This is a genomic window from Caulobacter sp. SLTY, assembly GCF_009905535.1.
Taxonomy (GTDB): Bacteria; Pseudomonadota; Alphaproteobacteria; order Caulobacterales; family Caulobacteraceae; genus Caulobacter.
Genome location: NZ_JAAALA010000005.1, coordinates 1 through 25,146, shown reverse-complemented (window position 1 = coordinate 25,146; position 25,146 = coordinate 1). Strand labels below are relative to the sequence as shown.

Annotated in this window: 24 protein-coding genes; 12 read left to right on the top strand and 12 right to left on the bottom strand. The window is 69.9% G+C overall.

Going from position 1 to position 25,146, the window contains the following annotated elements; genetic code table 11:
• Nucleotides 1-38: 38 nt before the first annotated feature.
• Entirely contained in the window at nt 39-419 is a 381-nt protein-coding gene (locus tag GVN21_RS03925; protein ID WP_166573413.1) for a VOC family protein, read from the bottom strand.
• Between the two features lie 155 nt (nt 420-574).
• Here GVN21_RS03925 and GVN21_RS03920 point away from each other — a divergent pair, with 155 nt between their 5' ends.
• Nucleotides 575-799, top strand: a complete 225-nt coding sequence (locus GVN21_RS03920; RefSeq protein WP_166573412.1) for a hypothetical protein — start codon at nt 575-577, stop codon at nt 797-799.
• Nucleotides 800-815: 16 nt separating this feature from the next.
• Complete coding sequence (locus GVN21_RS03915) at nt 816-1,400, top strand: SOS response-associated peptidase (RefSeq protein ID WP_166573411.1); 585 nt, start codon at nt 816-818, stop codon at nt 1,398-1,400.
• On the opposite strand, the gene GVN21_RS03910 is transcribed toward GVN21_RS03915, so the two are convergent.
• The 4 genes from GVN21_RS03910 to GVN21_RS03895 all read right to left on the bottom strand — a co-directional run bounded on the left by GVN21_RS03910 (nt 1,397) and on the right by GVN21_RS03895 (nt 8,393).
• Complete coding sequence (locus tag GVN21_RS03910) at nt 1,397-2,215, bottom strand: flagellin (protein WP_166573410.1); 819 nt, start codon at nt 2,213-2,215, stop codon at nt 1,397-1,399. The genes GVN21_RS03915 and GVN21_RS03910 overlap by 4 nt on opposite strands.
• 75 nt (nt 2,216-2,290) lie before the next feature.
• On the bottom strand, nt 2,291-4,072 hold the full coding sequence (locus GVN21_RS03905) for an SLC13 family permease (protein ID WP_166573409.1): 1,782 nt from the start codon (nt 4,070-4,072) through the stop codon (nt 2,291-2,293).
• Nucleotides 4,073-4,133: 61 nt separating this feature from the next.
• A complete protein-coding gene (locus tag GVN21_RS03900; protein ID WP_166573408.1) occupies nt 4,134-7,274 on the bottom strand; it encodes an efflux RND transporter permease subunit in 3,141 nt (1,046 codons plus the stop codon).
• Between the two features lie 9 nt (nt 7,275-7,283).
• Nucleotides 7,284-8,393 (bottom strand): efflux RND transporter periplasmic adaptor subunit, encoded by a 1,110-nt coding sequence (locus GVN21_RS03895; RefSeq protein WP_346764216.1) that lies wholly within the window; start codon nt 8,391-8,393, stop codon nt 7,284-7,286.
• Nucleotides 8,394-8,580: 187 nt separating this feature from the next.
• Here GVN21_RS03895 and lepA point away from each other — a divergent pair, with 187 nt between their 5' ends.
• Both lepA and GVN21_RS03885 read left to right on the top strand, forming a co-directional pair.
• On the top strand, nt 8,581-10,392 hold the full coding sequence (gene lepA / locus GVN21_RS03890) for a translation elongation factor 4 (protein WP_166573407.1): 1,812 nt from the start codon (nt 8,581-8,583) through the stop codon (nt 10,390-10,392).
• Nucleotides 10,392-10,604 (top strand): hypothetical protein, encoded by a 213-nt coding sequence (locus GVN21_RS03885; protein WP_166573406.1) that lies wholly within the window; start codon nt 10,392-10,394, stop codon nt 10,602-10,604. The genes lepA and GVN21_RS03885 overlap by 1 nt, the downstream gene beginning before the upstream one ends.
• A gap of 1 nt (nt 10,605) precedes the next feature.
• Here GVN21_RS03885 and GVN21_RS03880 read toward each other — a convergent pair whose 3' ends face one another.
• Nucleotides 10,606-13,320: a winged helix-turn-helix domain-containing protein gene (locus GVN21_RS03880; RefSeq protein ID WP_166573405.1), complete on the bottom strand. Its 2,715-nt coding sequence runs from the start codon at nt 13,318-13,320 to the stop codon at nt 10,606-10,608.
• Nucleotides 13,321-13,458: 138 nt separating this feature from the next.
• Here GVN21_RS03880 and GVN21_RS03875 point away from each other — a divergent pair, with 138 nt between their 5' ends.
• Nucleotides 13,459-14,076 carry a hypothetical protein gene (locus GVN21_RS03875; protein ID WP_166573404.1) on the top strand — a complete coding sequence of 206 codons (618 nt, stop codon included), beginning with the start codon at nt 13,459-13,461 and terminating at the stop codon, nt 14,074-14,076.
• 134 nt (nt 14,077-14,210) lie between these two features.
• Here GVN21_RS03875 and GVN21_RS03870 read toward each other — a convergent pair whose 3' ends face one another.
• Nucleotides 14,211-15,761: an AMP-binding protein gene (locus GVN21_RS03870; RefSeq protein ID WP_166573403.1), complete on the bottom strand. Its 1,551-nt coding sequence runs from the start codon at nt 15,759-15,761 to the stop codon at nt 14,211-14,213.
• Nucleotides 15,762-15,856: 95 nt separating this feature from the next.
• Between GVN21_RS03870 and GVN21_RS03865 the strand changes: the two genes are divergently transcribed.
• The 3 genes from GVN21_RS03865 to GVN21_RS03855 are packed head-to-tail and all read left to right on the top strand — an operon-like array spanning nt 15,857 to nt 17,850.
• A complete protein-coding gene (locus tag GVN21_RS03865; protein ID WP_166573402.1) occupies nt 15,857-16,456 on the top strand; it encodes a TetR family transcriptional regulator in 600 nt (199 codons plus the stop codon).
• Nucleotides 16,457-16,504: 48 nt separating this feature from the next.
• On the top strand, nt 16,505-17,395 hold the full coding sequence (locus tag GVN21_RS03860) for an SDR family NAD(P)-dependent oxidoreductase (RefSeq protein ID WP_166573401.1): 891 nt from the start codon (nt 16,505-16,507) through the stop codon (nt 17,393-17,395).
• A gap of 38 nt (nt 17,396-17,433) precedes the next feature.
• Nucleotides 17,434-17,850 (top strand): hypothetical protein, encoded by a 417-nt coding sequence (locus GVN21_RS03855; RefSeq protein WP_166573400.1) that lies wholly within the window; start codon nt 17,434-17,436, stop codon nt 17,848-17,850.
• Here the strand turns inward: GVN21_RS03855 and GVN21_RS03850 are convergent.
• Nucleotides 17,847-18,410, bottom strand: coding sequence for a hypothetical protein (locus tag GVN21_RS03850; RefSeq protein WP_166573399.1), 564 nt, complete (start codon nt 18,408-18,410; stop codon nt 17,847-17,849). The two genes, GVN21_RS03855 and GVN21_RS03850, sit on opposite strands and share 4 nt — an antisense overlap.
• Before the next feature lie 136 nt (nt 18,411-18,546).
• Between GVN21_RS03850 and GVN21_RS03845 the strand changes: the two genes are divergently transcribed.
• Complete coding sequence (locus GVN21_RS03845; RefSeq protein WP_166573398.1) at nt 18,547-20,724, top strand: prolyl oligopeptidase family serine peptidase; 2,178 nt, start codon at nt 18,547-18,549, stop codon at nt 20,722-20,724.
• Between the two features lie 299 nt (nt 20,725-21,023).
• On the opposite strand, the gene GVN21_RS03840 is transcribed toward GVN21_RS03845, so the two are convergent.
• From GVN21_RS03840 to GVN21_RS03830, 3 genes are all read right to left on the bottom strand, one after another.
• Nucleotides 21,024-21,884 (bottom strand): hypothetical protein, encoded by an 861-nt coding sequence (locus tag GVN21_RS03840; RefSeq protein WP_166573397.1) that lies wholly within the window; start codon nt 21,882-21,884, stop codon nt 21,024-21,026.
• A gap of 89 nt (nt 21,885-21,973) precedes the next feature.
• The gene (locus GVN21_RS03835; RefSeq protein WP_166573396.1) at nt 21,974-22,240 is read right to left on the bottom strand and encodes a hypothetical protein; all 267 of its coding nucleotides are present in this window, start codon (nt 22,238-22,240) and stop codon (nt 21,974-21,976) included.
• Nucleotides 22,241-22,322: 82 nt separating this feature from the next.
• Nucleotides 22,323-22,670, bottom strand: coding sequence for a hypothetical protein (locus tag GVN21_RS03830; protein WP_166573395.1), 348 nt, complete (start codon nt 22,668-22,670; stop codon nt 22,323-22,325).
• A 234-nt stretch (nt 22,671-22,904) separates the two neighbouring features.
• On the opposite strand from GVN21_RS03830, the gene GVN21_RS03825 reads away from it, so the two are divergent.
• The 3 genes from GVN21_RS03825 to GVN21_RS03815 all read left to right on the top strand — a co-directional run bounded on the left by GVN21_RS03825 (nt 22,905) and on the right by GVN21_RS03815 (nt 24,477).
• Nucleotides 22,905-23,531, top strand: coding sequence for a hypothetical protein (locus GVN21_RS03825; RefSeq protein ID WP_166573394.1), 627 nt, complete (start codon nt 22,905-22,907; stop codon nt 23,529-23,531).
• Nucleotides 23,532-23,604: 73 nt separating this feature from the next.
• Complete coding sequence (locus GVN21_RS03820) at nt 23,605-24,123, top strand: GNAT family N-acetyltransferase (protein WP_166573393.1); 519 nt, start codon at nt 23,605-23,607, stop codon at nt 24,121-24,123.
• A 42-nt stretch (nt 24,124-24,165) separates the two neighbouring features.
• A complete protein-coding gene (locus tag GVN21_RS03815) occupies nt 24,166-24,477 on the top strand; it encodes a hypothetical protein (protein WP_166573392.1) in 312 nt (103 codons plus the stop codon).
• Nucleotides 24,478-24,708: 231 nt separating this feature from the next.
• On the opposite strand, the gene GVN21_RS03810 is transcribed toward GVN21_RS03815, so the two are convergent.
• Nucleotides 24,709-25,146, bottom strand: a 438-nt coding sequence (locus GVN21_RS03810) for a DUF3883 domain-containing protein (protein WP_166573391.1), incomplete at its 5' end; no start/stop codon positions are given.

Below are 25,146 nucleotides of genomic sequence, written 5' to 3'. Positions count from 1 at the left end.
GGCCAACCTACGGCCCTCGGCAGCCGCCAACCAGCCCCTCAAGCCTGCGACAGGCTCAGCACATTGCCATCCGGATCGGTAAACCAGGCCACCTTCGCCTTGCCGTCCGGGGCGGTCCAGATGCCCAGGGCGTCCTGGCCCATGCCGTCGTAGATGGTGAAGGTCACGCCCCGGTCGCGCAGGGCGGTCACCGCCGCCACCATGTCCTCGACGTTCCAGCCCAGCATCGGATAGGGGCCGGCCTTGTAGTCGGGCAGGGCCGTCAGCCGGATCAGGGCGGACCCGAACTCCAGGAAATCGCCGAACGGATCGCTGCTGCGCAGGCCCAGCCCCAGCTTGTCGCGATAGAAGCCCAGCGCCTGCTCGCGGTCGCTGACGTTGACGAAGGCGACCGGGGTGCCGGTCTGTTGGAAGGTCATGGCGTGTCTCCCTTGGCGCGCTGGCCGACTGATGGACGCCAGCCTAGGCCGCCGCCGGGCGGAGAGCCATCGCCCGAAAGGGTGAGATCGCCGCTGTCGCCCGTTCCGGCGAGGCGATCGGGACAGGCGCTGCATTCCACGCTAGCCTCGCCCTGATGACTTTGCTCGGCGTCGGACCCGAAACCGCCTCCCTGCTGCCGCCTCTGCGCCGGCGGCAGATCAGCGAGCGGCTGACCTGGGCCATCCTGCTGTTCGGGCCGATTTTCGTCTGGTTCCTGCTTCGGCCGGGCTACAGCGGCAGGCTCCGGATCGCCGGCTTTCTCTACGGCCTCGGCCCCTTGGCCATCACCTTCTGCCAAGCCCTCGCGAGCGGATCCTGAGCCGGACGCCTGACCCATGTGCAACAACTACGCAAACCACATTCCGCCCGCCGAGCTCTTCGAGATCTTCAGCGAGAGCCGCTTCCCGCTGATCTTTCCGGACGGGCCGCCGAATCTCGAGCCGACCGACGACATCCGCCCTACCGATGCGGCGCCGGTCATCCTGCCGGCCACGGATCATTCGATACTGGTCCGTATGAAATGGCGACTGGCCCCCAGCCAGCCCAAGCGGCCGCCGGTGATCAACATGCGTTCCGAAGGCCGCCGGTTCGAGCGAGGGCGCTGCCTGGTCCCGGCCTCCAGCTTCTTCGAGTTTACCGGCGATAAGTATCCCAAGACCCGCTGGCGGTTCACCCGCACGGATGGGGCGTGGTTCTGTTTCGCCGGCTTCCAGAACGGGGGAGACGACCCCCGCTTCACCCTGCTGACCGTCGATCCCGGCCCGGACATCGCCCCGACCCACGACCGCCAGCCGGTGGTGCTGGCCCGCGCCGACTGGGACCGCTGGCTGGCCGGGGAGGACGGCCTGCTGACCCCCTCCCCCGCCGGAACCTGGACGGTGGCGGAGGCGCCGCGCGAGGCGCAGGGGACGCTACTCTAGCGGAACAGCTGGAGGAGCAGCTGCGGCTGCTGGTTGGCGATGCTGAGGGCCTGGATGGCCAGCTGCTGTTTGACCTGCAGCGCCTGGAAGCGGGCGCTTTCCTTGGCCAGGTCGGCGTCGACCAGCCGGCCGATGGAGGCCTCCAGGGTGTCGGACAGCTTGCCGATGAAGGTCTCGTGCCGCTCCAGCGCCTTGGCCCCGGTGCCCAGCTTGGCGACCGCCCCGTTCACCCCCTTGAGTGCATTGTCGAGGTTGGTCAGGTCGGCGGCGGTCACCGTGGTCAGGTCGGCCAGGGTGCCGCTGATCAGGCCGCCGGTGGTCGACAGGTCCACATGGTCAACATTGATGGTGTCGGTCCCGGCCGCGTTGGCCAGGGCGCGGACGTTGCCCGTCGAGCCGGAGGAAATCAGGCTCACTCCGCCGAAGGTGGCGTTGGAGGCGATGCGGTCGATCTGGCTGCGCAGGGCCACATAGTCGGCGCTGAGGGCGGAGCGTTCGGTGGCGTTGAGGCTGGCGTCGGAGGCGGCCAGCATCTTTTCCTTCATCTGGGTGAGAAGGTCGCTGATCTCCTCGCCGCCGTTCAGGGCCACGTCGACGATGGACTGGCCCCGCTGCAGGGAACTGGTCACTGCGCTGAGGCCGCGAACCTCGGCCCGCTGGCCCTGGGCGATGGCCCAGACCGCGCCGTTATCCTTGGGGGATGAGATTTTGAGCCCGGTGCTGATCCGGCGCTGCACCTCGAACAGCTCGCGGTTGACGAGGTTCAGGCTCTGGAGCGCGATCATCGCGCCCACATTGGTGTTTATGCTGAACATCAGCCCGGCCCGTTCTGAGGTCCACCTGGGTGGAAGGGCGTTTTGCCCCGCCGTTTTCCTATCGGCCTCGGATTATCAAGCGGTGAACGGCCAGAAGAAGGCGATCAGGGCCGGGGCGACAAGCAGGATGATCAGCGACAGCGGCGCCCCAAGTCGGGCGTAGTCGCCGAACTTGTAGCCGCCAGGCCCCATCACCAGGGTGTTGCACTGGTGGCCGACCGGGGTGAGGAAGTCGCAGCCGGCGCCGACCGCCACGGCCATCAGGAAGGGGTCGGGACTGAGGCCCAACTGCTTGGCCAGCCCCATGCCGATCGGGGCGACAATCAGCACCGTGGCGGCGTTGTTGAGGAAGGGGGTGGCGATCATGGCCACCAGCATCATGGCCGTCAGGGTGACCAGCGGCGGCAGGCCGTTGAACGCCCCGGCCAGGGCGGCGGAGATCAGGTCGGCCCCGCCGCTGGACTGCACCGTGGCGCTGACCGGGATCAGGGCCGCCACCAGGATCAGCACCGGGGCGTCGAGGGCGGCGTAGGCCTCCCGCATCCGCAGGGCGCCCACCGCCACCACCAGCACCGCGGCGGTGAAGAAGGCGGCGGCCACCTCCATGACGCCCGTGGCGACCAGCACCATGGCGCCGGCCAGGATGACCGCCGGGGCGATGGCGTGGCGGATGCCGCCCAGCCGCACTTCCCGCTCGGCCAACGGCAGCAGCCCCAGCGCCTGCAGCGCCTCGGGCAGGCTGCGCTCGCTGCCCTGCAAGACGAGGATGTCGCCGCTGCGCAGCCGCGTCGCGGACAGGGCCCCGCGCATGCGATAGCCGCTGCGGCTGACCCCGATCAGGTTGACCCCGTGCGCGTCGTGGAGGGCGAAGCTCTTGGCGCTCTGGCCGATCAGGTCGCTGGCCGCCCCGATCACCGCCTCGACCACCCGCACCTCGTCGGTCGGTTCGGACAACACCACCGGCCGATCGGCCAGGCTGAGCTTGAACCCAGCGCGCACGATCAGCTCGTTCAGTTCCTGCTCCTCGCCCTCGAGCAGCAGGACGTCGCCGGGCTGAATCTTGCGGTTGGAGTGGGGCTGAGCAATCCGCTGGCGGCCGCGCTGGATGGCCACCACCTTGGTGCTGCCGTCGCCGAAGCTGTTGATCTCCGCCACCCGGCCGCTCTTGAAGACCCAGCCCTCCGGAACCTCCGCCTCGGTCATGTAGGCGTTGGCGGCCAGGGCCGCGTCCACGTCGATGGCCGCCTTGCGGTCCTTGGGCAGCAGCCGATAGGCGAAGGTCAGGTAGACGATGGCGATCACCGTCAGGATCCCGCCGACCGGCATGTAGTCGAACATCCCGAACGGCTCGCCGCCGCCCTCGGCCCGCACCTCGGCCACAATGATGTTGGGAGACGTCCCGACCAGCACCGCCAGCCCGCCGACCAGGCTGGCGAAGCTCATCGGCATCAGCAGGCGGGAGGCGGGAACACCGGTCCGCTTGGCGATCTGCAAGGCGCTGGGCATCATCAGGGCCAGGGCCCCGACATTCTTGCTGGCCATCGACAGCAGGGCCGTGGCGGCGGCGAACACCGGCACCTGACTCTTCTCGGTCTTCAGCCGGGGAACCAGCGGCGCCATCAGCGTGTCCACAAGCCCCGATCGGGCCACCGCCGCGCTCAGCACCAGGGCGCTGGCAATGATTATAACGATGTCGTTGGCGAACCCTTCGAAGGCGCTCTTGATCGGGATCACCCCGATGGCCACCCCCAACGCCAAGGCGCCGAGCGCGATCAGGTCATATCGCCACCGCCCCCAGATGAAGGCGATCACGGTCAGGCCGACGAGCGCGAAGGACAGCGCCTGCTGGGTCGTCATTCAGCGCTGTCCATGAATAAGGGCCCCACCTGGACGAAGAACGCCAGTTCGGGGCTTTGGTTCAACCCGCCGCCGGGGCCGCGACGGTCGGCGCCGCGCCCAGTTCCGCCTTGCGCTGCTTCCATGTCTTGCCGCGCCGGTTCAGCACCCAGCCGGCGAACCCGCCGAGGTCCTCGACCGTGGTGAACATCACCGGCACGAACAGCAGGCTGAGCAGGGTGGAGGTGATCAGGCCGCCGAGCACGGCGATGGCCATCGGCTGGCGGAACTCGACGTCCGCGCCCCAGCCGGCGGCGACCGGCAGCATCCCGGCGCCCATGGCCACGGTGGTCATCAGAATCGGCCGCGCCCGCTTGTGGGCGGCGTCCATCAGGGCGTCGTAGCGGGTCATGCCGGCGATCCGCGCCTCGATGGCGTACTCGACCAGCAGGATCGAGTTCTTGGCCGCGATCCCCATCAGCATCAGCAGGCCGATCAGGGCCGGCATGGACAGGTTGGTGCTGGAGATCAGCAGGGCGAAGAAGGCCCCGCCCAGGGCCAGCGGCAGGGCCATCTGGATGGTGATCGGGTGGATGAAGCTGCGGAACAGCAGCACCAGAACCGCATACATCAGCAGGATGCCCGTCACGAAGGCGGTCAGGAAGCCGATGCCCAGCTCGGCGAACGCCTCGACGTCGCCGGAGGGCTGCACCTTTACCCCCGGAGGCAGGTTATTCATCGCCGGCAGTTTCTTGACCTGCTGGTCCGCCTCGCCCAGGGCGATCCCGGCCAGCTCGGCATTGATGGTGGCGTTGCGGCTGCGGTCCAGCCGCTCGATCTGGCTGGGGCCGGCGCCGTAGGTGATGTTGGCCACCGCCGACAGCGGCACGGACACGCCGGAAGCCGTGGGCACCCGCAGGTTCTCGATCACCGAGATGTCCTCGCGCGCCTCCTCGGTCAGGCGGAGGCGGATCGGGATCTGGCGGTCGCCCAGGTTGAACTTGGGCAGCAGCTGGTCGATGTCGCCCAGGGTCGCCACGCGAACCGCCTGGCTGATGTCGTTGGCCGACACCCCCATGCGGGCGGCGACGTCCGGCTTGGGCGCGACCAGGATTTCCGGCCGGGCGATGTCGGCGGTGTTGACCACATTGGCCAGGCCCGGAAGGCCCCGCATCTGGGTCTCCACGTCCCGCGCCGCCTTCAGCAGGGCCGCGCCATCATCGCTGGCCAGGGTGACGTTATAGAGCGGCTGGCTGCCGTCCACGCCGAAGCGGATCCGGACGCCGGGGATGGCCGCGAACTGCTGGGCCATCTCCCGCTCGAATTCCTGCTGGGAGAGCTTGCGGTCGCCCTTGTCGACCAGGTTGGCGGTTACCGCCGCGCGGCGGACATCGCTCATGGCCGAGCCCGAGCCGCCCGGACCCGTGGCGGCGAGACCGGCGCCGACGCCGCCGTAGACGCTCTTAACCTCGGGGCGGGCCTTCAGCATCTCCGAGATACGCATGACCACCGCGTCGGTCTCCTCCAGGGTCGCCCCCGGCGGCAGCTCGACGCTCATGGCGCTGTAGCCCTGGTCCCCGGCCGGGATGAACTCGGCCGGCACCTGGCTGGCCACCACGCCCGACAGGATCAGGAAGGCGGTCCCCGCCGCGAACGAGGTCTTGCGATGGCGCATGCCCCAGGCCAGGGCCCGGAGGTAGCCGTCCATCCAGAACGGGTCCTTGTGCTCCTTGGGGCCGCTGTCGGCCTTCAGCATGTACGCGGCCATCAGCGGGGTGAGCATCCGCGCCACCACCAGGCTGAACAGCACCGAGACACAGGCGGCCAGGGCGAAACTCTTGAAGAACTGCCCGACCACGCCCGGCATGAAGCCGACCGGCGCGAACACCGCCACGATGGTCGCCGTGGTCGCCACCACCGCCAGGCCGATCTCGTCGGCCGCCTCCATCGACGCCTCGTAGGGCTTCAGCTTATGCTGCTGCATATGCCGGACGATGTTCTCGATCTCCACGATCGCATCGTCGACGAGAATGCCGATCGTCAGGCTGAGCGCCAGCAGGGTGACGACGTTGAAGCTCTGGCCCAGCGGGGCAAGGATGGCGAAGGTGGGGATCAGCGACAGCGGCATGGCCACCGCGGTGATGAAGGTCGCCCGCCAGTCCCTCAGGAACAGCCAGACCACGACGACCGCCAGCAGGGCGCCCAGCAGCAGGGCCTCGACCGAGGCGAAATAGCTCTCCTCGACGTATTGGACCGTGGAGGTGACCTCCTCGATCTGCAAGTCCTTGCGTTCCTCGTCGAGCTTGGCGACCGCCTCGCGCACCGCCTTGCCGGCCTTGACCTCACTGCCGTCGCGGGTGCGCAGCATGGAGAAGCTGACGACTTCCTCGCCGTTGAAGCGGGCGCGGATGCGCGGTTCGGTCCAGCTGTCCCTGACCTCGCCCAGGTCGCCCAGCCGCACGCTGCGGCCACCACCGAGCGCGATCCGCTTATCGGCCAGCTGTTCGACCGTGTCGGCGCCGCCCAGGGTGCGGATCGCCCGCTCCTCGCCGCCGAGGGTGGCCCGGCCGCCGGGAAGGTCGGCGTTGATCTGTTTCAGGGTCTGGCTGACCTGGGCGGCCGTGACGCCCTGCGCCGCCAGCTTGCTGGGATCCAGCTGGACGCGGATCTCGCGGCTCACCCCGCCTTCACGCGTAACCTGGGCGATGCCGTCGATGGCCAGCAGCCGCTTGGAGACATCGTTGTCGACGAACCAGCTCAGCTCCTCGGGATTGAGCGCGCCGGACCGCACCACGTAGGTGATCAGCGGCTGTCCGGAGATGTCGATGCGGGTGACGATCGGCTCGGGAATATCCTGCGGCAGGTCGGCCCGAATGGAGGCGACGGCGTTGCGCACGTCGTTGGTTGCCTTTTCCAGGTCGGTGCCGATCTCGAACTCGATCGAGGTGCTGCTGGAGCCGTCGCCGACGACCGAGCGAACGTGGCGCACACCCTGGAGTCCGGTCATGGCATCCTCGACGATGCGGGTGACCTGGGTCTCCAGTTCCGGCGGCGCGGCGCCGGGCTGGCCGGCGCTGACCACGACCAGCGGGAAGTCGATGTCGGGGAAGTTGTTCACCCGCATCTGCAGGAAGCCCTGGATCCCCGCCACCGTGAGGATGACGAACAGCAGGACGACCGGGATCGGGTTCTTGATCGACCAGGCGGAGATGTTGCGGAACATCGGCTTCGCCTAGGGTTGGGGTTTGGGTTGGGCGGCGACCACCCGGACATGGTCCCCGTCGGCCAGGAAGCCCGCGCCGCTGACCACCACCCGCTCGCCCTCGCGCAGGCCCGAGACGATCTCCACCTGGGTCCCGACCCGGGCGCCGGTGGCCACCTCGCGGAAGCGGGCGTCACCCTTGGCGTCGATCACATAGACGCCGGGCTTGCCGGACCGGAAGACCACCGCGCTCTGCGGCGTGACCAGCGCCGGCTGGTCGCCGACATCGATGCTGGCCTTGGCGAACATCCCCGGCCGGAAGCTGCCGGGAGAGCCGAGGCTGACCCGCGCCAGGCCGACCCGGGTCTGGGCGTCGACGCGGGGCGTGACCAGGCGGACGACCCCGGAGGTCTCCCCGCCCTCATCGCCGGTGATGGTCGCCGGCATGCCGGACCGCACCAGGTTCAGCTGCGCCTCGGGCAGTTCGCCGGCCAGCTCCAGCCGGCCGTCGCGGACCAGGCGGAGGAGCTCCGCGCCGGGCTGGACGATCTGGCCCTTGACCACCGTGCGGCTGGACACCCGGCCGCTGACCGGGGCGCGTAGGTTGGTCTGTTCCAACTGGGCCGCCGCCGAGGCCCGCGCGGCCTCCGCCTGCGCCAGACCGGCCGAGGCCGTGCGCTGCCGGGCCAGGGCCTGGTCCAGCGCCGCCTGGGAGAGATAACCCTGGGCCTTGAGTTGCTGCGAGCGGCCGAGCGCCGCCTCGGCTTCGGCCAGGGTGGCCCGCGCCGACTGCACCTGGGCGTCCGCCTGGCGCAGCGCGGCCCGCTGTAGGGTGTCGTTCAGCTTGACGATCAGCTGGCCCTGGCGAACCCAGTCACCCTCGTCGACCAGCACCTGCACGGCGGTCAAGCCCCCGGTCTCGGCCCCGACGATCACCTCGTTCCAGGCGGTGACCGTGCCGGTCACCTCCACCCGCCGCGGCAGGGTCTGGGGCGTGGCCGTCGCGACCGTCACGGTCATTGCCGGCTTCGACTTGGGGGCCTCTTCCTTCTTGCCGCAGGCAGCCAGAGGGGCCGCCGCAATGACCAGGGCGAGCAGGACGATCCGGGCCCGGCTGTGCCGGTCGGTGAAGACGCGCACGTTGAACTCCCCAGTCTGTGCAGTCGTGGGCGTATCTAGGCCTTCGTCGGGCTTTCGCAACTGCGAAAGACCCCACTCATGGTCCAAGGACGCAGGCTGTTGCGACAATCCGACAGCAGGGCCGGGAAAACCTGCCCCACAAGCGCGGTCTCGCACGCGCGGCGTTTTGTGCTAGACGCGCCCCACCATGACCACCCCGCCCATCGACAAGATCCGCAACTTCTCCATCGTGGCCCACATCGACCACGGCAAGAGCACCCTCTCCGACCGTCTGATCCAGCAGACCGGCGGCCTGACCGCGCGCGAAATGACCGAGCAGGTCCTCGATAACATGGAGATCGAGAAGGAGCGCGGGATCACCATCAAGGCCCAGACCGTCCGCCTGGAATACAAGGCCAAGGATGGCGAGACCTACATCCTGAACCTGATGGACACGCCCGGGCACGTCGACTTCGCCTACGAAGTCAGCCGCAGCCTGGCCGCCTGCGAGGGCTCGATCCTGGTGGTCGACGCCAGCCAGGGGGTGGAGGCCCAGACCCTGGCCAACGTCTACCAGGCCATCGACAACAACCACGAGATCGTGCCGGTCCTCAACAAGATCGACCTGCCGGCCGCCGAGCCCGAGCGGGTCAAGGCGCAGATCGAGGACGTCATCGGGCTGGACGCCAGCGACGCGGTCGAGTGCTCGGCCAAGACCGGCATCGGCATCACCGAGGTGCTCGAGGCGATCGTCACCCGCCTGCCTGCCCCCAAGGGCGACCCGAACGCGCCGCTGAAGGCGCTGCTGGTCGATGCCTGGTACGACGCCTACCTGGGCGTCATCGTGCTGGTGCGGATCTTCGACGGCACGCTGAAGGCCGGCCAGCGGATCAAGATGATGAACGCCGGCGCCAGCCATCTGGTCGACCGGGTCGGCGTCTTCCTGCCCAAGAACACCCCGGTCGAGAGCCTGGGTCCCGGCGAGGTCGGGTTCTTCACCGCCCAGATCAAGGAGGTGGCCGACGCCGCCGTCGGCGACACCATCACCGACGAGAAGAAGCCCACCGCCGCCGCCCTGACCGGGTTCAAGGAAGTGCAGCCGGTGGTGTTCTGCGGCCTGTTCCCGGTGGACGCCGCGGACTTCGAGGATCTGCGCGCCGCCATCGGCCGGCTGCGCCTCAACGACGCCAGCTTCAGCTACGAGATGGAGACCAGCGCCGCCCTCGGCTTCGGCTTCCGCTGCGGGTTCCTGGGGCTGCTGCACCTGGAGATCATCCAGGAACGGCTGAGCCGCGAGTTCGACCTCGACCTGATCGCGACGGCGCCCAGCGTGGTCTACAGGATCGCCCTGACCCACGGGGGCGGCGAGATCGAGCTGCACAACCCCGCCGACCTGCCCGATCCAACCAAGATCGAGACGATCAGCGAGCCCTGGATCAAGGCCACCATCCTGACGCCCGACGAGTACCTGGGCGGGGTGATCAAGCTGTGCCAGGACCGGCGCGGGGAGCAGCGGGAGCTGAGCTACGTCGGCAGCCGGGCCATGCTGGTCTACGACCTGCCGCTCAACGAAGTGGTGTTCGACTTCTACGACCGACTGAAGTCTATCTCCAAGGGCTACGCCAGCTTCGACTACCAGATCGAGGGCTACCGGGCCGGCGACCTGGTGAAGATGCAGATCCTGGTCAACGCCGAGCCGGTCGACGCCCTGGCCATGCTGGTCCACCGGGCTCGCGCCGAGCAGCGCGGCCGGGGCATGGTCGAGAAGATGAAGGAGCTGATCCCCCAGCACATGTTCGTCATCCCGATCCAGGCGGCCATCGGCGGCCGGATCATCGCGCGGGAGACCGTGCGGGCCCTGCGCAAGGACGTGACGGCCAAGTGCTACGGCGGGGACGCCTCGCGCAAGCGCAAGCTGCTGGACAAGCAGAAGGCCGGCAAGAAGCGCATGCGCCAGTTCGGCAAGGTCGAGATCCCGCAGGAAGCGTTCATCGCCGCGCTGAAGATGGACGATAACTGATGCTGCCGCAGGAACTCGACGGCGTCACGGTGCTGGTCGATGTTCCGGACGCCGGCGTGAGGGCGGGCGAAGCCGGCGTCATCATGGCGATCCGACGAGCAGCCGATGGCCGCCTGCTTTACAGCATCGAGCTGGCTCGGCCCGACGACCTTGGCGGCATGGCCGGCGGTGTGTTGGTCGATCTGGACAGCTCCCAGTTCGGTCTCGACTGACCTACCGCGCCGCCAGCGTCCGACGCACGGCCTCTGCCCGCGCCTTGGCGGTTGGATCCTTCGTCCCGTTCAGACCGGCCTCGGCCACGGCCAAGGATCGCGCCGCCGCCGGCCGGTCGCCCCGCGCCAGGGCGACCTCCGCCAGCGCCAGATCGACCATCGCGGCGTACTCGGGCCGGCCGGTCAGTTCGACGAACTTGCGGCGGTCCACGGCCCCCAACAGCGCCCCGGCCTCTGGATGGCGGCGGTTGGCGATCAGGCATTCGGCGGTGAAGTAGCGGAGGGTATGGGTCAGGGGGTGGTCGGCGCCGAAGGCCCGCATGCCCGTCGCCAGCGCATCCTGGGCGACGGCCGCTCCCTTCACGCGCCGCTCGGTCAGGCAGAGGGCGGAGGCGTAGTCGATCTGCCCGACCAGGGCCTGGTGCGAGGCCGGCCCGATCTGGGCCGAGGCGCCGCGCCAGACCTGCTCCGCCTCGCGGGCCGCCTCGCCGTGGCGGCCGAGGGCAGCGTAGCTCTCGAACCGGGTCGAGCGCAGCGCCAGGGTGAACCGGTGTTGCGGACCGAAGCGGGCCTGCATGGCGGTCAGCAGCGGGGTGCTGGCGCTCAGGGCCTCCTCATGGCGGCCGAGCATGGAAAGGCTGTTCAGCCAGTGCTGGCGGGTGACCAGGGTGTCGGGATGGTCGGCTCCGCGGACCTGCTCCGACTGGGTGATGACCGCCCGGGCGAGAGGCTCGGCCTCCTTGGCCCGGCCGAGCCGCATCAGGGTCAGGACCCGCGAAGACTTGGCCTTGAGCAGCTGGCCAGGCGACACGCCCGATGCCGGCGCCTCGCCGATCCGCACGGCGCGGGCGAAGGCGCGCTCCGACGCCTCGATGTCGGTCATGTAGGCCTGGGCGCCCTCGGCCTGGGCGAGCGCGAAGCCGACCCTGCCCGCCTCGCCGCGCTCGCCGAGCCGCTGGCGTTCCTGCGCCAGCAGGCGGGCGGCCTCCGCTATTCGATCCGGCTGGCCTGTGGTCGCCTCCATATGGATGCGGTTCAGCCGGCCGAGCGCCGCATCGTCACTGTCCTCCTCGCCGGACTGGGCGAACAGCCGGTCAGCGCGGGCGTATTCTGCGCGGGCGGTGTCGAAGTCGCCCCGCTGGTGGAAGGCGCGGGCGACGGACAGGTGCAGCCGGGCGGCGATGGCGGGGGAGCCGGCGAAGCGCTGATCGATGTTGCCGCTGGCCCGCTTGATGGCCTCCAGCACCGTCTCCTCGGCGCTGGATTTGGTGGGGTCTGGGCTGGCCAGGATGTCTTCGGCGATGAAGCTGTAGCCGGTGTCGGCCAGCGCGCGGGCCGCCACGGCGCGGTCGCGCTGGACCCAGGCGTAGATGGCCAAGCTAGTCGAGGCGACCAGGCCGATGGCCAGGCTGGCCGCGGCGGCGCGGACCCAGGGGCGGCGCTGGCGCCGTTGCTCAGCCAGGCGGGTCTGCTGCGCCAGGAAGGCGGCCTGGGCGGCGGCGGTTTCCGCAGCGGCGCGGCGCTCGTCCAACCTGGCGATGCGGTCGGCCAGTTCCCCGGCGCTGCCCAGCCGGCGGGCCGCATCTCCCTCGGCGGCCAAGCGGATGTCCTCGGCCAGCAGCGGGTCGGCGACCGCCGCCTCCCAGCCGGGAGCCAGGGTCTTGTCGAAGTCGCCAGCGGCCAGCTGGCAGAGGATCAGGCCGAGCGCATAGATGTCACTCTTGATCGTCGGGGCGGCGTCACCGGTCAGTTCCGGCGCGCGGTAGGCGCGGGTGCCGGAGCGGGGTTCGTCCTTGCCCAGGTCACTGTCCAGGGACCCCGGGTCGGTGATCCGAAAGCTCTCGAGAACCGCGTCGTCCAGCAGCCGGCCGCTGCCGAAATCGGCCAGTCGGACCCGCTCATCGTCCCCGATCAGGATGTTGGCGGGCTTGAGGTCCTTGTGCAGCACGCCCAGGCCATGGACGTCGGCCACGGCGCGGCAAAGGTCGGCCGCCACGGCCAGGCGCCGATCCAGTGGAATGGCCGCCAACCCGCCGGCGTCCGCCGCCCAGGCCAGCAGGTCGCGACCGCCGTAGGCGTACTCCAGGAAATAGGGCGAGGCGTTGAAGTTCCATTCCAGCAGGGCGGGCAGCGGCGCCTTGGGGCCGAGCCCGGCGAAAAGCACCCGGGACAGGGCCGCCTCGCGCTTGAGCGCCCGCAGCCGGTCGGGGGCGTCGGCGAACTTGAAGACGCGTGGCTCGCCGGTCTTGCCGTGGCGGGCCAGCCAGACATCGTCGGCCCCGGTATCCCCCAGAGGCCGATCCAGCACCCACTGCGCCCGCCCGGGGACGCCGTCGCCGGAACTGAAGCTGAAGCGGGGGCTGAGCGGGGCGTCGATGCTGTCGATGCGAACGGGCGCTGTCAGGCGGTAGCCGACCCGCGGCACGGTCTCGATGACCTCGCCATGCTCGCCGCCCAGGGCCTTGCGCAGCTTGGAGATGGCGGTGGGCAGCGAGCCCTCGACGACCGAGACGCCGGCCCAGACCGCGTCGAGCAGCTCGTCCTTGGTGACCACCTCGCCGGCGCGGAGCAGCAGTTCATGCAGCAGTTCGAGCGGCTTGCCCTCAAGGGCCACCGGCCGGCCATCGACCCGAAGGGTCCAGCCGGCCTCGTCGAACTCGGCCCCGGCGAAGGTCCAGCGCCGGCGGCGGCGGCGCGATGAGCTACTGTTACGCATGACACTCCCCATCGCCATCGGCTTTAGAAATTCTTGAGAACCTCATCAAGACTTGCAGAGCCGCGTTCGGTCTTCCTGCCGACATAAGGTGGCGATCCGGTTCGGGCGGCCGCCGTTCAGCGCGGAGGGCGAAGGGCCATGGGCAAGGTCGGCAAGATCAGACGTTTCGAAGAGCTGGGCATCTTCACCAAGACCGGCACGGTGGTCGGCAACCAGGGCCGGACCGCCACATCCACGACCGCGTCGACCAGCACATCGGGTGGCAACTACTATGTGGCCCCAACCACCCGCACGACGGTCTCAACCTCCTCCACCCACCTGCAGCGCCTGTTCGTTCAGCAGGCGGACGGCGAGGAATTCGACGCCGAATTTCCCGACATCGACTTCGGGGTGCGCGAGGGCCACAGCGTCGCGGTCGTCTATGCCGGGCCACAGCGTACCGGCCGGGGTTATCCGATGGCGCTGGTCAACCTGACCAGCGGCAAGCATCAGGTCTTTCCGCAGCGCGTGAAACTGATCCTGTCGCATTTCATCAAGATCGGGCTGATCGCCTGGATCGCCCTGCTGGTGCTGATGCTGTTCACCACCCGGGATGGGCTCGGCTGGTTTGGGACGCTGCTGTGGATGGGCGGCGCGGGTGTGCTGGGTTGGGAAATCTGGCGCTGGCTGAGCCTGTATCGGCAGGTGCGGCTGGAGATCGACGGCGCGGCCCGGGCCCTGCTCAACAATCGCGGCGCCAACCTGACGCCACCATAGGCCGCGGGGGGAGGACCGCCCAAGCGCCATCCGGCGCAGGGCAGGAAGGATGAGGCCGCGGACGGGCGCTGGGTCGCCCTTCACTCCCCTTTCGGGTCGCCCCTTTGGTTCGCGACCGGTCCCCCCGCGCCGGCCTATTCCAACAGCAGTTTGCGCAGCTCGGCTTTGGCCACCTTCTCCAGGGTGGCGCGCGGGAAGCTGTCGACGAAGCGGACCTCGTGCGGTTGTTTGAAGCTGGCCAGCTGACCCGTGCAGGCGGCCAGGATCGCCGCCTCGAGCCCCTCTGTGCCAGCGGGGGCGATCACGAAGGCAACCGGGACCTCGTCGAGCATCGGGTGGCGCTTGGCGACCACCGCCACCTCCCCCACACCAGGCACACCGGCGATCACCCGCTCGATCTCCGAGGCGGCGACATTCTCGCCGCCGACCTTGAGCATGTCCTTGGAGCGGTCGGCGAAGTAGAGGTAGCCGTCCTCGCCCAGCCGCACCCGGTCGCCGGTGACAAACAGGCCGTCCGGGGTGAAGGCCTTGGCGGTGGCCTCCGGATCGGAGGCGTATTCCAGGAACAGCGACACGCCTCGGACGCCGCCGACCAAGAGGTCGCCGGTCTCGCCGGGTTTCACCGGGGCGCCGTCCTCAGCCACCACATGGATGTCGTAGGCGGGCGAGGGGCGGCCCATCGACATCGGGGCGTCGGGGATGGTGGGGGAGCCGACCGTGCCGTGGGTCATGGTCTCGGTCATGCCCCACCAGCCGACCGTCTTCACCCCGAATAGCTTGTCCGTCGCCGGGTCGCAGATGCCGTTGCCGAAGTTGCGGTAGCTGTGGGCCGGCACCGGCTGGCCGGCGATGGCCTTCAGGCAGAAGGGGACCATCGAGGTCCAGGTACAGCCGTGCTTGAGCGAGACTGGCCAGAAGCGACTGGCCGAGAACTTGGGCATCAGCACGGCCGTGGCCCCGGCCCAGAAGGCGGCCAGGACGCTGTAGACCTGGGCGTTGGTGTGGAACAGCGGCAGGTAGACCAGATGGACGTCGGAGGAGACCAACCCCTCGTTGGCGGCGCACAGCTTGCCTCCCCAGAGGGCGTTGGCGTGGGTCCACAGCACCGCCTTGGGCCGGGCGGTGGTGCCGGAGGTGTACTGGATGCCGAAGTGGGCCCAAGGGTCGTGCGGCCGGTCGGCCAGTGCTGAGGGATCGGCGTTCAGGGCGGCGAAGGGCTCGAACCCTTCAGCGGTGGCGGGATCGCCGCTGTCGTTATCTGTGACCACGATCCAGGCCAGGTCCGGCGCGGCCTCGCGGACGAGGGTCGCCAGCATCGGCTGGGTGATGGCCCCGACCGCACCGCTGTGCTGGGCGAAGTATCGCACCTCGTCGAGGCTGGACTTGGTGTTGGTGGTCACCGGCACGGCGCCGGCGTAGGCGCAGCCCAGCCAGGCGATGACCGACTCCGGGCAGTTCTCCAGATGTACGATGACCCGGTCGCCGACGCCGACGCCCCGCGCCTGCAGTCCCGCCGCCAGTCGGCGCACGGCCCCACGGAACTGCGAATAGGACCAGGTCCGCCCCTCGCCCTCGAACGGCTCCCAGACCAGGAACGGGTGGTCGCCGCGCCAGGCGGCGCGGGCGTCGATCAGGCTGCGGATGTCCATGCCTTCAAAAGGCGTGAGGGGTTGGGGGGCGGTCATGGCGCCAGGGTCGCCCGGCGACGGCCGCACCGTAAAGGGCGCCGTTGCGTCAGAGCCGGCCTTTTGCGCCAAGGCGGCTTGGGGCATCGTGGGGCATGACCGCCGCACCGACCCCCGCCAAGCGCAATCCGACTCGCGAGCGCCTGATCGAGGCGGCTTTTGCCGTGGTCGCCCGCGAGGGTCTGGAGGCGGCGAGCGTCAAGACCATCGCCGCCGAAGCCGGGATCACGCCGGGGCTGATGCACTACCACTTCCCGACCAAGGACGCCCTTCTGGAGGCGGCCCTGCGCCGCTCGCTCGAGGCCTATCGTGAGCGGGTGCGCAGCCGGCGCGCCGTCACCCCGCCGGGCGGCCAGCTTGCCGCCTTCTTCGCCGACGCCCGGAGCGGGGTGGAGGCGGACGCCGACTTCTTTCGCGTGCGCCTGGCCTTCGCCGCCCAGGCTTTGACCCACCCGGGCCTCGCCGCTGTCCTGCGGGACCTGAACGCCGCCGCCACCGAGGAAACCGCCCTGACCTTCGCCGCCGCCGCCGGCCGGTCGACCCCGAATGACCGCGACCAGGCGCTGGCCGCCACGCTGAAGGCGGCGTTCGACGGCGTGATGCTGGCCTGGCTGAACGACCCGGCCTTCCCGCTCGACGCGGCCGGCGCGATCCTGGAGGACGCGGCCCAGCGCTGGCTTGCCCCCTTGCCCTGAAACCGGCGCCGCCTTATTTGGTTGGTTGACCAACCTATGGAGCGGACTATGCGGATCTTGATGACGGGCGGGACGGCGGGCATCGGCCTGGTCGCCGCCAGGCGGCTGCTGAAGGACAGGGCGCTGTTGGCCATCGGAGCGCGCCGGCCGGACAGGGCGCCCGCCGACTTCAGCGGCCGGGTCGATCTCAAGCCGCTCGACCTGGCCGATCTCGATCAGGTGCGCGCCTTCGCCGCCCGCATCGCGGAGGGGCCGCCGATCGACGTCCTGCTGTTGAACGCCGGGCTGCAGAACGTCAGTGGAGGCCGCAGCCGTCAGGGCTATGAGCTGACCTTCGCCGCCAATCACCTGGCTCACCATCTTCTCCTTCGCCTGCTGCTGCCGCGCATGGCGCCAGATGGCCGCATCATCCTGACCGCCAGCGGGACCCACGATCCCGCCGAGCAGACCGGCATGCCCCCGCCCAGGCACGCCGACGCCCGCCGACTGGCTCACCCGGAGACCGATCCGGACCTCGACCGGTCAGCCGGCGTGGCGGGCCGCCGCGCTTACTCGACGTCCAAGCTCTGCAACGTCATGACCGCGCGGGAACTGGCGCGGCGCCTGGCGGGCGAGCGACCGGACCTGATGGTGGCCGCCTTCGACCCGGGCTTCACCCCCGGCACCGGTCTGGCCCGGGACTATCCCTTCCCCCTGTCCCTGGTCTTCCGCTTCGTCCTGCCGTTGGTGGTGCGTGGCAAGCGGGTCAGCACGCCGGCCAACTCCGGCCGGCTTCTGGCCCAACTGGCGGTCGACCCCCGCTGGGCTGGCGCCCGGGGCGATTACATCGCTGTGCGTGGCAGGGGTCTGGAGAGCGTGCCGCCCTCGGCCCTGGCCCAGGATGACGAGGCCTGCGCTCGCCTGTGGACCGACAGCGAGGCCCTGACCGGCCCCGTCTGACCTCGACAGCACCCGAGACAGGCGCCATCTCTCCGCCCATGACGCCGGAAACCACCGAACTGCTCGAGCCCTACCACCAGGAGATCGGGCGCCTGGCCCTGGAGGCCGCCGACGAGACCGCGACGAAGCTGCTGGTCTATGCCGAGATGGACGCCGACGGCCTGACCGCCGACCTGTTCTTCGACGACCCGGAGGCGCCGGACGACATCCGCTATCGCCTGTGCCCGCCGATGCTGGAGAGCATCATCGAGGCCCATTGGGACGCGGCCCGGCAAATCGACCCGAAGGGCGAATGGGCGACCCTGGCCTATGTCATTGAGGACGGCGGCTTCAAGGTGACGCTGCGCTATCCCGAAGAGATCGACGAGATGCCGGACGAGGACATCAGCGACCGCCGGCCGGTGGTTGTGGCCTCGGTGTTCGGGCCGGGCCTCATCGACTATTCGCGGCCCTAGCGCTGGGCGTCGCAGCGCGGGTCGCGCGGGCTGTTGCTCATCAGGGTGGCCATCAACGGGACCGGGCCATTGGGGGCGCCGATGCTGATCAACACCGTGTCCTGCAGGCCATCCTTGGGACTGCACAGGACGTCGCGGCGGGCGTAGGCGCCTGACGGGAATTTGTGGACCGACGGGGTGAGCGGAACCCGCCAGGCCTCCAGCGTCTTGCCGAGCGCAGCGCGCAGTTTGTCGGGATTGCCGCTGGTGCTTCGCAGGGTGCAGGTCCTGGCGCCGCGCGGGCTGATAGCCAGGGCTACCGTCAGGTCCGGCTTGCCGACCCAGAAGGCCTCGCCGCCGGCGGCCCAGGCCGGCTGGGACGAGGCCTTGACCACGCCGGGGCGGTCGGTCAGCGCGGCGATGTCCGCCGTTCCCGCCAGCCAGGGCGCGCACAGTTCCTTGACCGCGAAGTCGAGGTCGACGCTGAGCAGGTTGGGGTTCCGCTTGGGATCCGGCTGGCCAGCCGGGGCGAAGGCGGTCGCGGCCAGGGCGGCCAGCGCCAGCAACACTTTAGGACGCATTGTTCGCTCCCTGAACTTGTCGCCGAGCATGGCCCGGCCGGCTGATAAAAGCCACCCTATCCGCAGTTCCCGGTTGAAGGGGCGCCAGGCTTGGTAGAAGCTTGTTCGCCCAACGTCGGGCGCTGGGGACTTTGCGATGACCGACCTGACCCGCCGCAGCCTGCTGGCCGCCGCCTCCGCAGCCGCCTTCATTCCGGCCGGCGCCGCGTTCGCCTTCGCCGGAAAGGCGCCGCCGCCGGCCAAGCTGACGCCTGCCACCGACACCGCCTTCGGCATCTCCCTGACCGACCCCTACCGCTGGATGGAGGCCAAGGAGAAGGATCCCGACTGGGAGCCCTACATGAAGGCCCACAACGCCTATGCCCGGTCGGTGTTCGACGCCATTCCCGGCCGGGACGCGCTAGCCAAGCGGGTCGGCGAGCTGACCGGAGAGATGGCGGCGACCCGCAGCCTGGCGATCGCCGGACCCTGGGTGTTCATCTACGAACGGCCCGTGGGGGCCAACAGCTTCCGCCTCGTCGTGCGCGAGGGCATGACCGGCACGGACCGGGTGCTGATCGACCCCAACACCGAGAAACAGGACGGCGTCCACATCTCGCTGGACTGGTGGAAGCCGTCGGACGACGGCAAGCACCTAGTCTACGGGATCAGCAAGGCCGGCAGCGAGGACAGCGTCATCCATGTGATGGAGACCGCCAGCGGCAAGGTTTCAGACCTGCGCATCCCGCGCGCCCAGTACGCCAGCCCGGCCTGGCTGCCCGACGGCTCAGGCTTCATCTACAACCAGCTGGGCCGCGAAGGCCTGCCCCCCAGCGACCCCACCTACTTCCTGCGCAGCCGCTGCCTGCTGCACCGGCTGGGGACCGACCCCAAGACCGATACGCCCGTCCTGGGCCAGGGACTGCAGGCCGACCTGGCGGTGCAGGACCAGGAATTTCCGACCGTGGTCCTGTTCCCGGGCTCCGACTGGGCGTTGGGCCTTCTGATCCCCGGCGTGGCCCCGGAGACCGAGGTCTGGACCACGAAGGTGTCCGACCTGGCCACCGGCAAGCCGAAGTGGAGCCTGCTGTTCAAGCGCGACGCCTGCGTCACCAGCATGGCCGTGAACGGGGACGACGCCTACCTCCTGACCTTCAAGGACGCCCCCCGCTACAAGGTGGTGAAGACCAGCCTGAAGGCGCCCGACGTGGCCAAGGCGAAGGTGGTCGTGCCCCAGGGACAGCGGGTCGTCCAAGGCATCTACTGGGCCACCGACGGCCTGTACGTGATCGACATGGACGGCGGCATCGGCCGCGTCCGCCTGCTGGGCAAGGACGGAAAGCTGGGCGACATCGCCATGCCGATCGAGGGCACGGTGACGCCGATCTTCGCCGATCCGCGCCAGGAAGGCCTGTTCATCGCCACCCAGAACTATGTGAGCCCGGTCAGCATCTACAGGATTTCCGGCGGCAAGGCGGTGGATACCAAACTGACCGCGCCCGCGCCGTTCGACCTGTCCGGCTTCCGCCAGACCCGGATGACCGCCACGGCCCGCGACGGGACCAAGGTGCCGCTGACGGTGCTGCACCGGCCGGACGCGAAGAAGAGCGGCGACAACGTGGTGCTTCTCGACGCCTACGGCTCCTACGGGATCAACAGCGATCCCTACTTCTCGCCCCGGCTGCTACCCTTCGTCGAACAGGGCGGGATGCTGGTCACCGTGCATGCGCGCGGCGGCGGGGAGTATGGCCGCGAATGGCACCTGGGCGGCCAGAAGGCGACCAAGGCCAACACCTGGCGGGACGTGATCGACAGCGCCGAGTTCCTGATCAAGGAGGGGTGGACCAAGCCCGGAAAGATCAGCGTCGAGGGCACCTCCGCCGGCGGGATCATGGCCGTCAACTGCATGACCGAGCGCCCGGACCTGTGGGCGGTGATCTTCGACCGGGTCGGCAGCTCCAACCCCTACCGCATGAGCTTCACCCCCGGCGGCCCGGCCAACTTCGACGAGTTCGGCGATCCCAACACCGAGGCCGGCTTCAAGGCGCTGGCCGGGATGGACGGCTACTACCGCGTCAAGGACGGGGTGAAGTATCCGGCCATGCTGGCCACCGCCGGCATGACCGACCCCCGCGTGCCGCCCTGGCAGGCGGCGAAAATCAGCGAGCGGACGCGGGTGGCCTCCAGCTCCGGCAAGCCGGTGCTGCTGCGCGTCGAGTTCGAGGCCGGCCACGGCATCGGCAGCACCCGCAAGCAGGCGGATGATGAGTACGCCGACGCCTTCGCCTTCATCTTCTGGCAGTCGGGGGATGCGCGGTACGCGGTCAAGGGCTGAGCCGGCCGCCTATCGAAGCGACCAACATCGTAACCCGACCCACCCGCCGCCAGAGCCCATCGCGGCGGGTGTTTGGCTATGGCGCCAGGGGTTAGCGTGCCTTGGGGGGTGGTAGACGGGGGAGCGAAAGTGCGGGGAGCCGCCGCCCCATCGGCCGCGCCCCGCCATCCCCCTAAGGCGGCCGACGATTGCGCCGGCCGCCCTGGTCCCTGTTCGCCTTCAGGGCCGGCCGACCGTGCGCCGGACCGGGCGCGGACGGCATCCCCATTTGCGGTATGTCGTTGCGCGCGCGGGGGTCGTCAGTTGCCCCAGAACAGGTCCTGCGGCCCGCTGACCGCCCTCTGCCAGACCGCCGACCACCGCATCGGACCGGCGCCGAGCTGGAAGGGGATGGCCTGCAGGAGGGCGTACCCCTCGTTCGCGAAGGCCTGCTGGCGGGCGAGCATGTCCTTATGGTCGAGAACCCAGGCCTGCCATCCATGCCGGCCGGCGGGGCGGTAGAGGTTGGCGAAGCGCACCTGGCCGCCGGCCAGATAGGGGACCGAACGGGCGAGGCGGAACCCCTTGGCCGCCATGGCCTGAGTGAGCGCGGTCAGGTCGCTTTCCTTGAGCCCGTGCCGGGCTTCCCAGGCGGTGGCGGAGCGCCGCAGCAGGGTGGTGAAGCGCGGCGCGCCGCCGTGGTTGTCGATGCTAATCGAGACCGGCTCCAGCCCGCCGCGGGCGGCGGCGGCGACCAGGGCCTGGTATTCCGCATCGGTCTGGCGGAAATGCCAGCTTTCCGCGCCGGGCCGGCCGCCATCCTCGACCAGGGCCATCAGCCCGCCCTTGCCGTCCTGGGCGCACAGGGCCCTCAGGCGCGCCGTCGTCCCCTTGGCCTTGGCCAGAAGCTCGGTCATCTCGGGCACGGTGAGATTGAAGACACCGGCGCTGACCGCGTCCTCGGTCAGGCTGCAGACGGCGGTCGCGGAAGGGGTCCCGCCGACCGCCAGGTCGAGGCCGGTCAGGATGAATCCCTCATCATCATAGTCGATGAAGTCGGGCAGGTCGGTGAGCGGGTTGTAGTCCACCCGCTGTTCGAAACCGGCCGCCCGGGCCGGCGCGGCCACGGCCAGTCCCAGGCCGGCGAGACCGGCAAACATGGCGCGGCGGTCGATGCCCATCGGTTCAGCTCCCCCTTCGGTCGGCCATGGATTGCAGCGCGGCGGGGGCGGGGCAATCCCCATTTGCGGGCGGTGGCGCGGCTCTCGGCTCAGCCCGGCGCCAGCAGCGCCACCCCGGGCACCATGGCTGCGCAGCCGGCCAGGCGCACCGGCCCGCTGCCCCGCGCCACCGGATAGACCACCGACAGGGCGGCGACGCCGTAGCCCTGTTGCAGGGTCAGGGTGTAGGCGAGGGCGTTGGTCACCGCGCTGAGCGCCAGGCAGCCCGGCGCCGCCCAGCTCCATACCCCTGCCTCGCGCAGCATCTGCCAGAGGGCCCAGGGGGCGTAGGCGACGCAGATCACCGCGTTGGTCACCGCGATGAAGGCCGGGCCGGCCTCAGGTTCCAGACCGCGTGGATGACCGCCGCCAGCACCGCCAGCCCGACCGCCGCCGCGCTCATTCCCCGGCCGGCTCTTGGTCGATCAATGCGCGGCAGTGGCCGTTCTCGACGATGAAGCGCCACTCCAGCCGGAGGCCGGGGGTGACGTAGCCGACCGGGCAGGACACCGGCGGCCGGTCAGCGAAGGAGACCAGGATCTCGCCGCTCCCCTCGCAGCCTGCGCCGTGGGCGGCGACGAAGCGGTCGCCGTCTCGGCGGAGGGTGAGTTCGGCGCTGCGACAGACCTTCAGCACGGCGCCGGTTGCGCCGGGGTCCCGCACCTCGACCTCGAAGCTGTTGGCGTCCGCGCCGCAGGCCGCCAGGCCGAGGGCCGCCGTCAGCGTTGCTCGTGTGATCAACTTCACCCCGGCCTCCCCGCGAAATGGACCCTGACGCTGGCCCGCGAGGCACGGGCCGGCAAGAGGCGTCGGGGCGGTCGCGCCCGGCGGGGAGCAGGTTTGACGGAATGAGGGTGCGGCCTGCTTGGCTCCTGCACGGGTGGCCGCCTTCATCTTCTGGCAGTCGACGGGCGCTAGACAGCCGTCGTGGCAGGCGCGTGTTGCGGGGTTTCGATGACCAGGGCTTGGAGCGTTGGCGGCGTGCTTTTCGCCTGTGTTCTGCTCGTCCCGGCGGCCGGTTGCGACCGGCGATCGGAGGCGCGGGGCTGCGAGGCGATGCCGGCGGTTCCGGTGAAGGTCGGCGCGGTGGTCTATGAGGTCCCGGCGGCGCTTCGGCCGACCCTGGGGCTCTCTGATGGAAAGGCGCCGCAATATCCATCGCAGGGGCGGCAGGCCGGGCTGGCCATCGTCTGCCTGGGTGGACAGCGCCATCTTACGGCGTCGGAGACTGGGATATCGATCCATGGCTTGGCGTTGACGAGCCAGGCTTCGGACGGCGGGGGGCCGGCCCAGATCACCTGGCTGAACATCGACGCCGACCGGCTGAATCGGTGGCGATTTCCGTCGACGGGCGCCTATCCATGGAAAGGGCTCATGAGGGTCGATCGCGGCAGCCAGTACCACGCGTTCGGCGATCCCCGGACGGCGCCGACCTTCATCGCCCGGTGCACGCGGTTGCAGGGGGGCGACAGCTGCCGACTGTTCGTCCAGACGGCCGACCCGGACACGCTGATGATGCTGGACATCGCGCCTGGCCAATCGCCGGAAACCTGGCCCGCGACCGCCAAGGCCGCCGAGGCGTTGCGCGTCAGCATGCGGCGGCCCTGACACCGGCTCCGCTTGGCGACAGGCGGCGACTATCGATAGGGTGTCCGGACGCTGTGGCAGGGGCGCGGGGTCAATGGGCGATACGGGTTTCACGATCCGGCTGGCGGAGTCGGGCGCGGACTACGAGGGCTTCGGCGCGGTCTGCCGGCTGTATGTCGACTGGTGTCGTGAGCGGTATGCCGACATGCCCTGGTTCGTCGAGGAGGTGTTCGGGTATCAGGCGCTGGACGAGGAGCTGAAGGTTCTGGCCGTGAAGTACGGCCCGCCGAATGGGCGGACGATGGTGGTGGAGATGGATGGCCGGATCGTCGCCGGGGGCGCCCTGCGGCGGCTGTCCGACGGGGTGTGCGAGCTCAAGCGCCTCTACGTGGGCGACGCCGCGAGGGGGCTCGGGCTCGGCCGCAAGCTATCGGAGGCGCTGATCGCCCTGGCCCGGCAGGAGGGCTATGGGCTGATGCGGCTGGATACGGGGGACAGGCTGGTCGAGGCGATCTCGATGTATGAGTCGATGGGGTTCAGCCATATCGCGCCGTATCAGGAATACCCCGAGCGGTTGATGCCGCATCTAGTGTCCATGGAGATGGCGCTCTAGCGGCGGGGTTGGGGGCGGCCGTTCAGGCGCTACAGTCGCCGAATGAACGAGGACCCCCGCTACCTTCGCAACCAGAGCCGCGCGATCCACCGGCTCTATCGGCGCAACGTGATGTTCGGCCGGTGGTTCATGGTGCTGTGGCTGCTGTTCGTCGGCACCTGGATCGGGGCGGGCCTGATCGATGTCCTTGCCGGGCTTGGCTGGGGCTATCGGGCCGGGGACCTCTGGGCCGGGCTGTGGCTGGCGGCGGGCGGGTGCGCGGTCTGGCTGTTTACGACGGTGATCGGCCGTGTGCTGCTGGGCTATGCGCGGCGGCGATACGGGCCGGAGCCGGAGGGGCCTGTGGAGGGGTAGGGCTGTGGGCGGCGCCGCCAAGGGGTCGTCGCGCAAGCGCTGTGGGGACTGGTTCGCCGCGCCCGCTGCGTGAGGGGGGTCGCGTCGGCGTCGGGCGGCGTACCTGTCCCCGATGGGCTCAGGCGGCGGGGGCGAGGCGGTCCGGGCCGACGGTGTGGATCGGGGACAGGTACGCCGTTCGACTGTCGGGGACGGTCGGTCGGGTTGGGGGCGCGGCGAACCAGTCCCCTGCTAGCTGAAACCGGCGCGCCAGGTTTCGGTTTCCAGACGGACGTGGTCGGTCAGGGGCGGGGTCAGTTCAAACATGCGGGGGGCGGCGGCGAAGTCGTAGACGCGGGCCAGGCGGAACTCGTCCGGGCGTTCGCGGGCGAAGGCCTCTTCGTTGCGGGTCAGGAAGAAGGGGGTGGTGGCGACGCCGGTGGTGGTCTTGACCTCGATGAGGCGGCGGCGGCCGTCGGGCTCGAAGGAGAGGATGTCGTAGCCGGCCCCGTCCCCATCCAGGTCGGCGACCCAGCGGACCTCATCGGCCAGCCGGCCGGCGCCGGCGTCGGTCAGGCGGCGGCGCTCGGTGTTGAGGACCAACTCCTCCCCGGCCCGGCCGAGGGCGCGGTTGCGGAAGTCGCGCTCCACGGGGTCGAACTTGCGGACCAGCCGCTCCAGGCCTTCGGG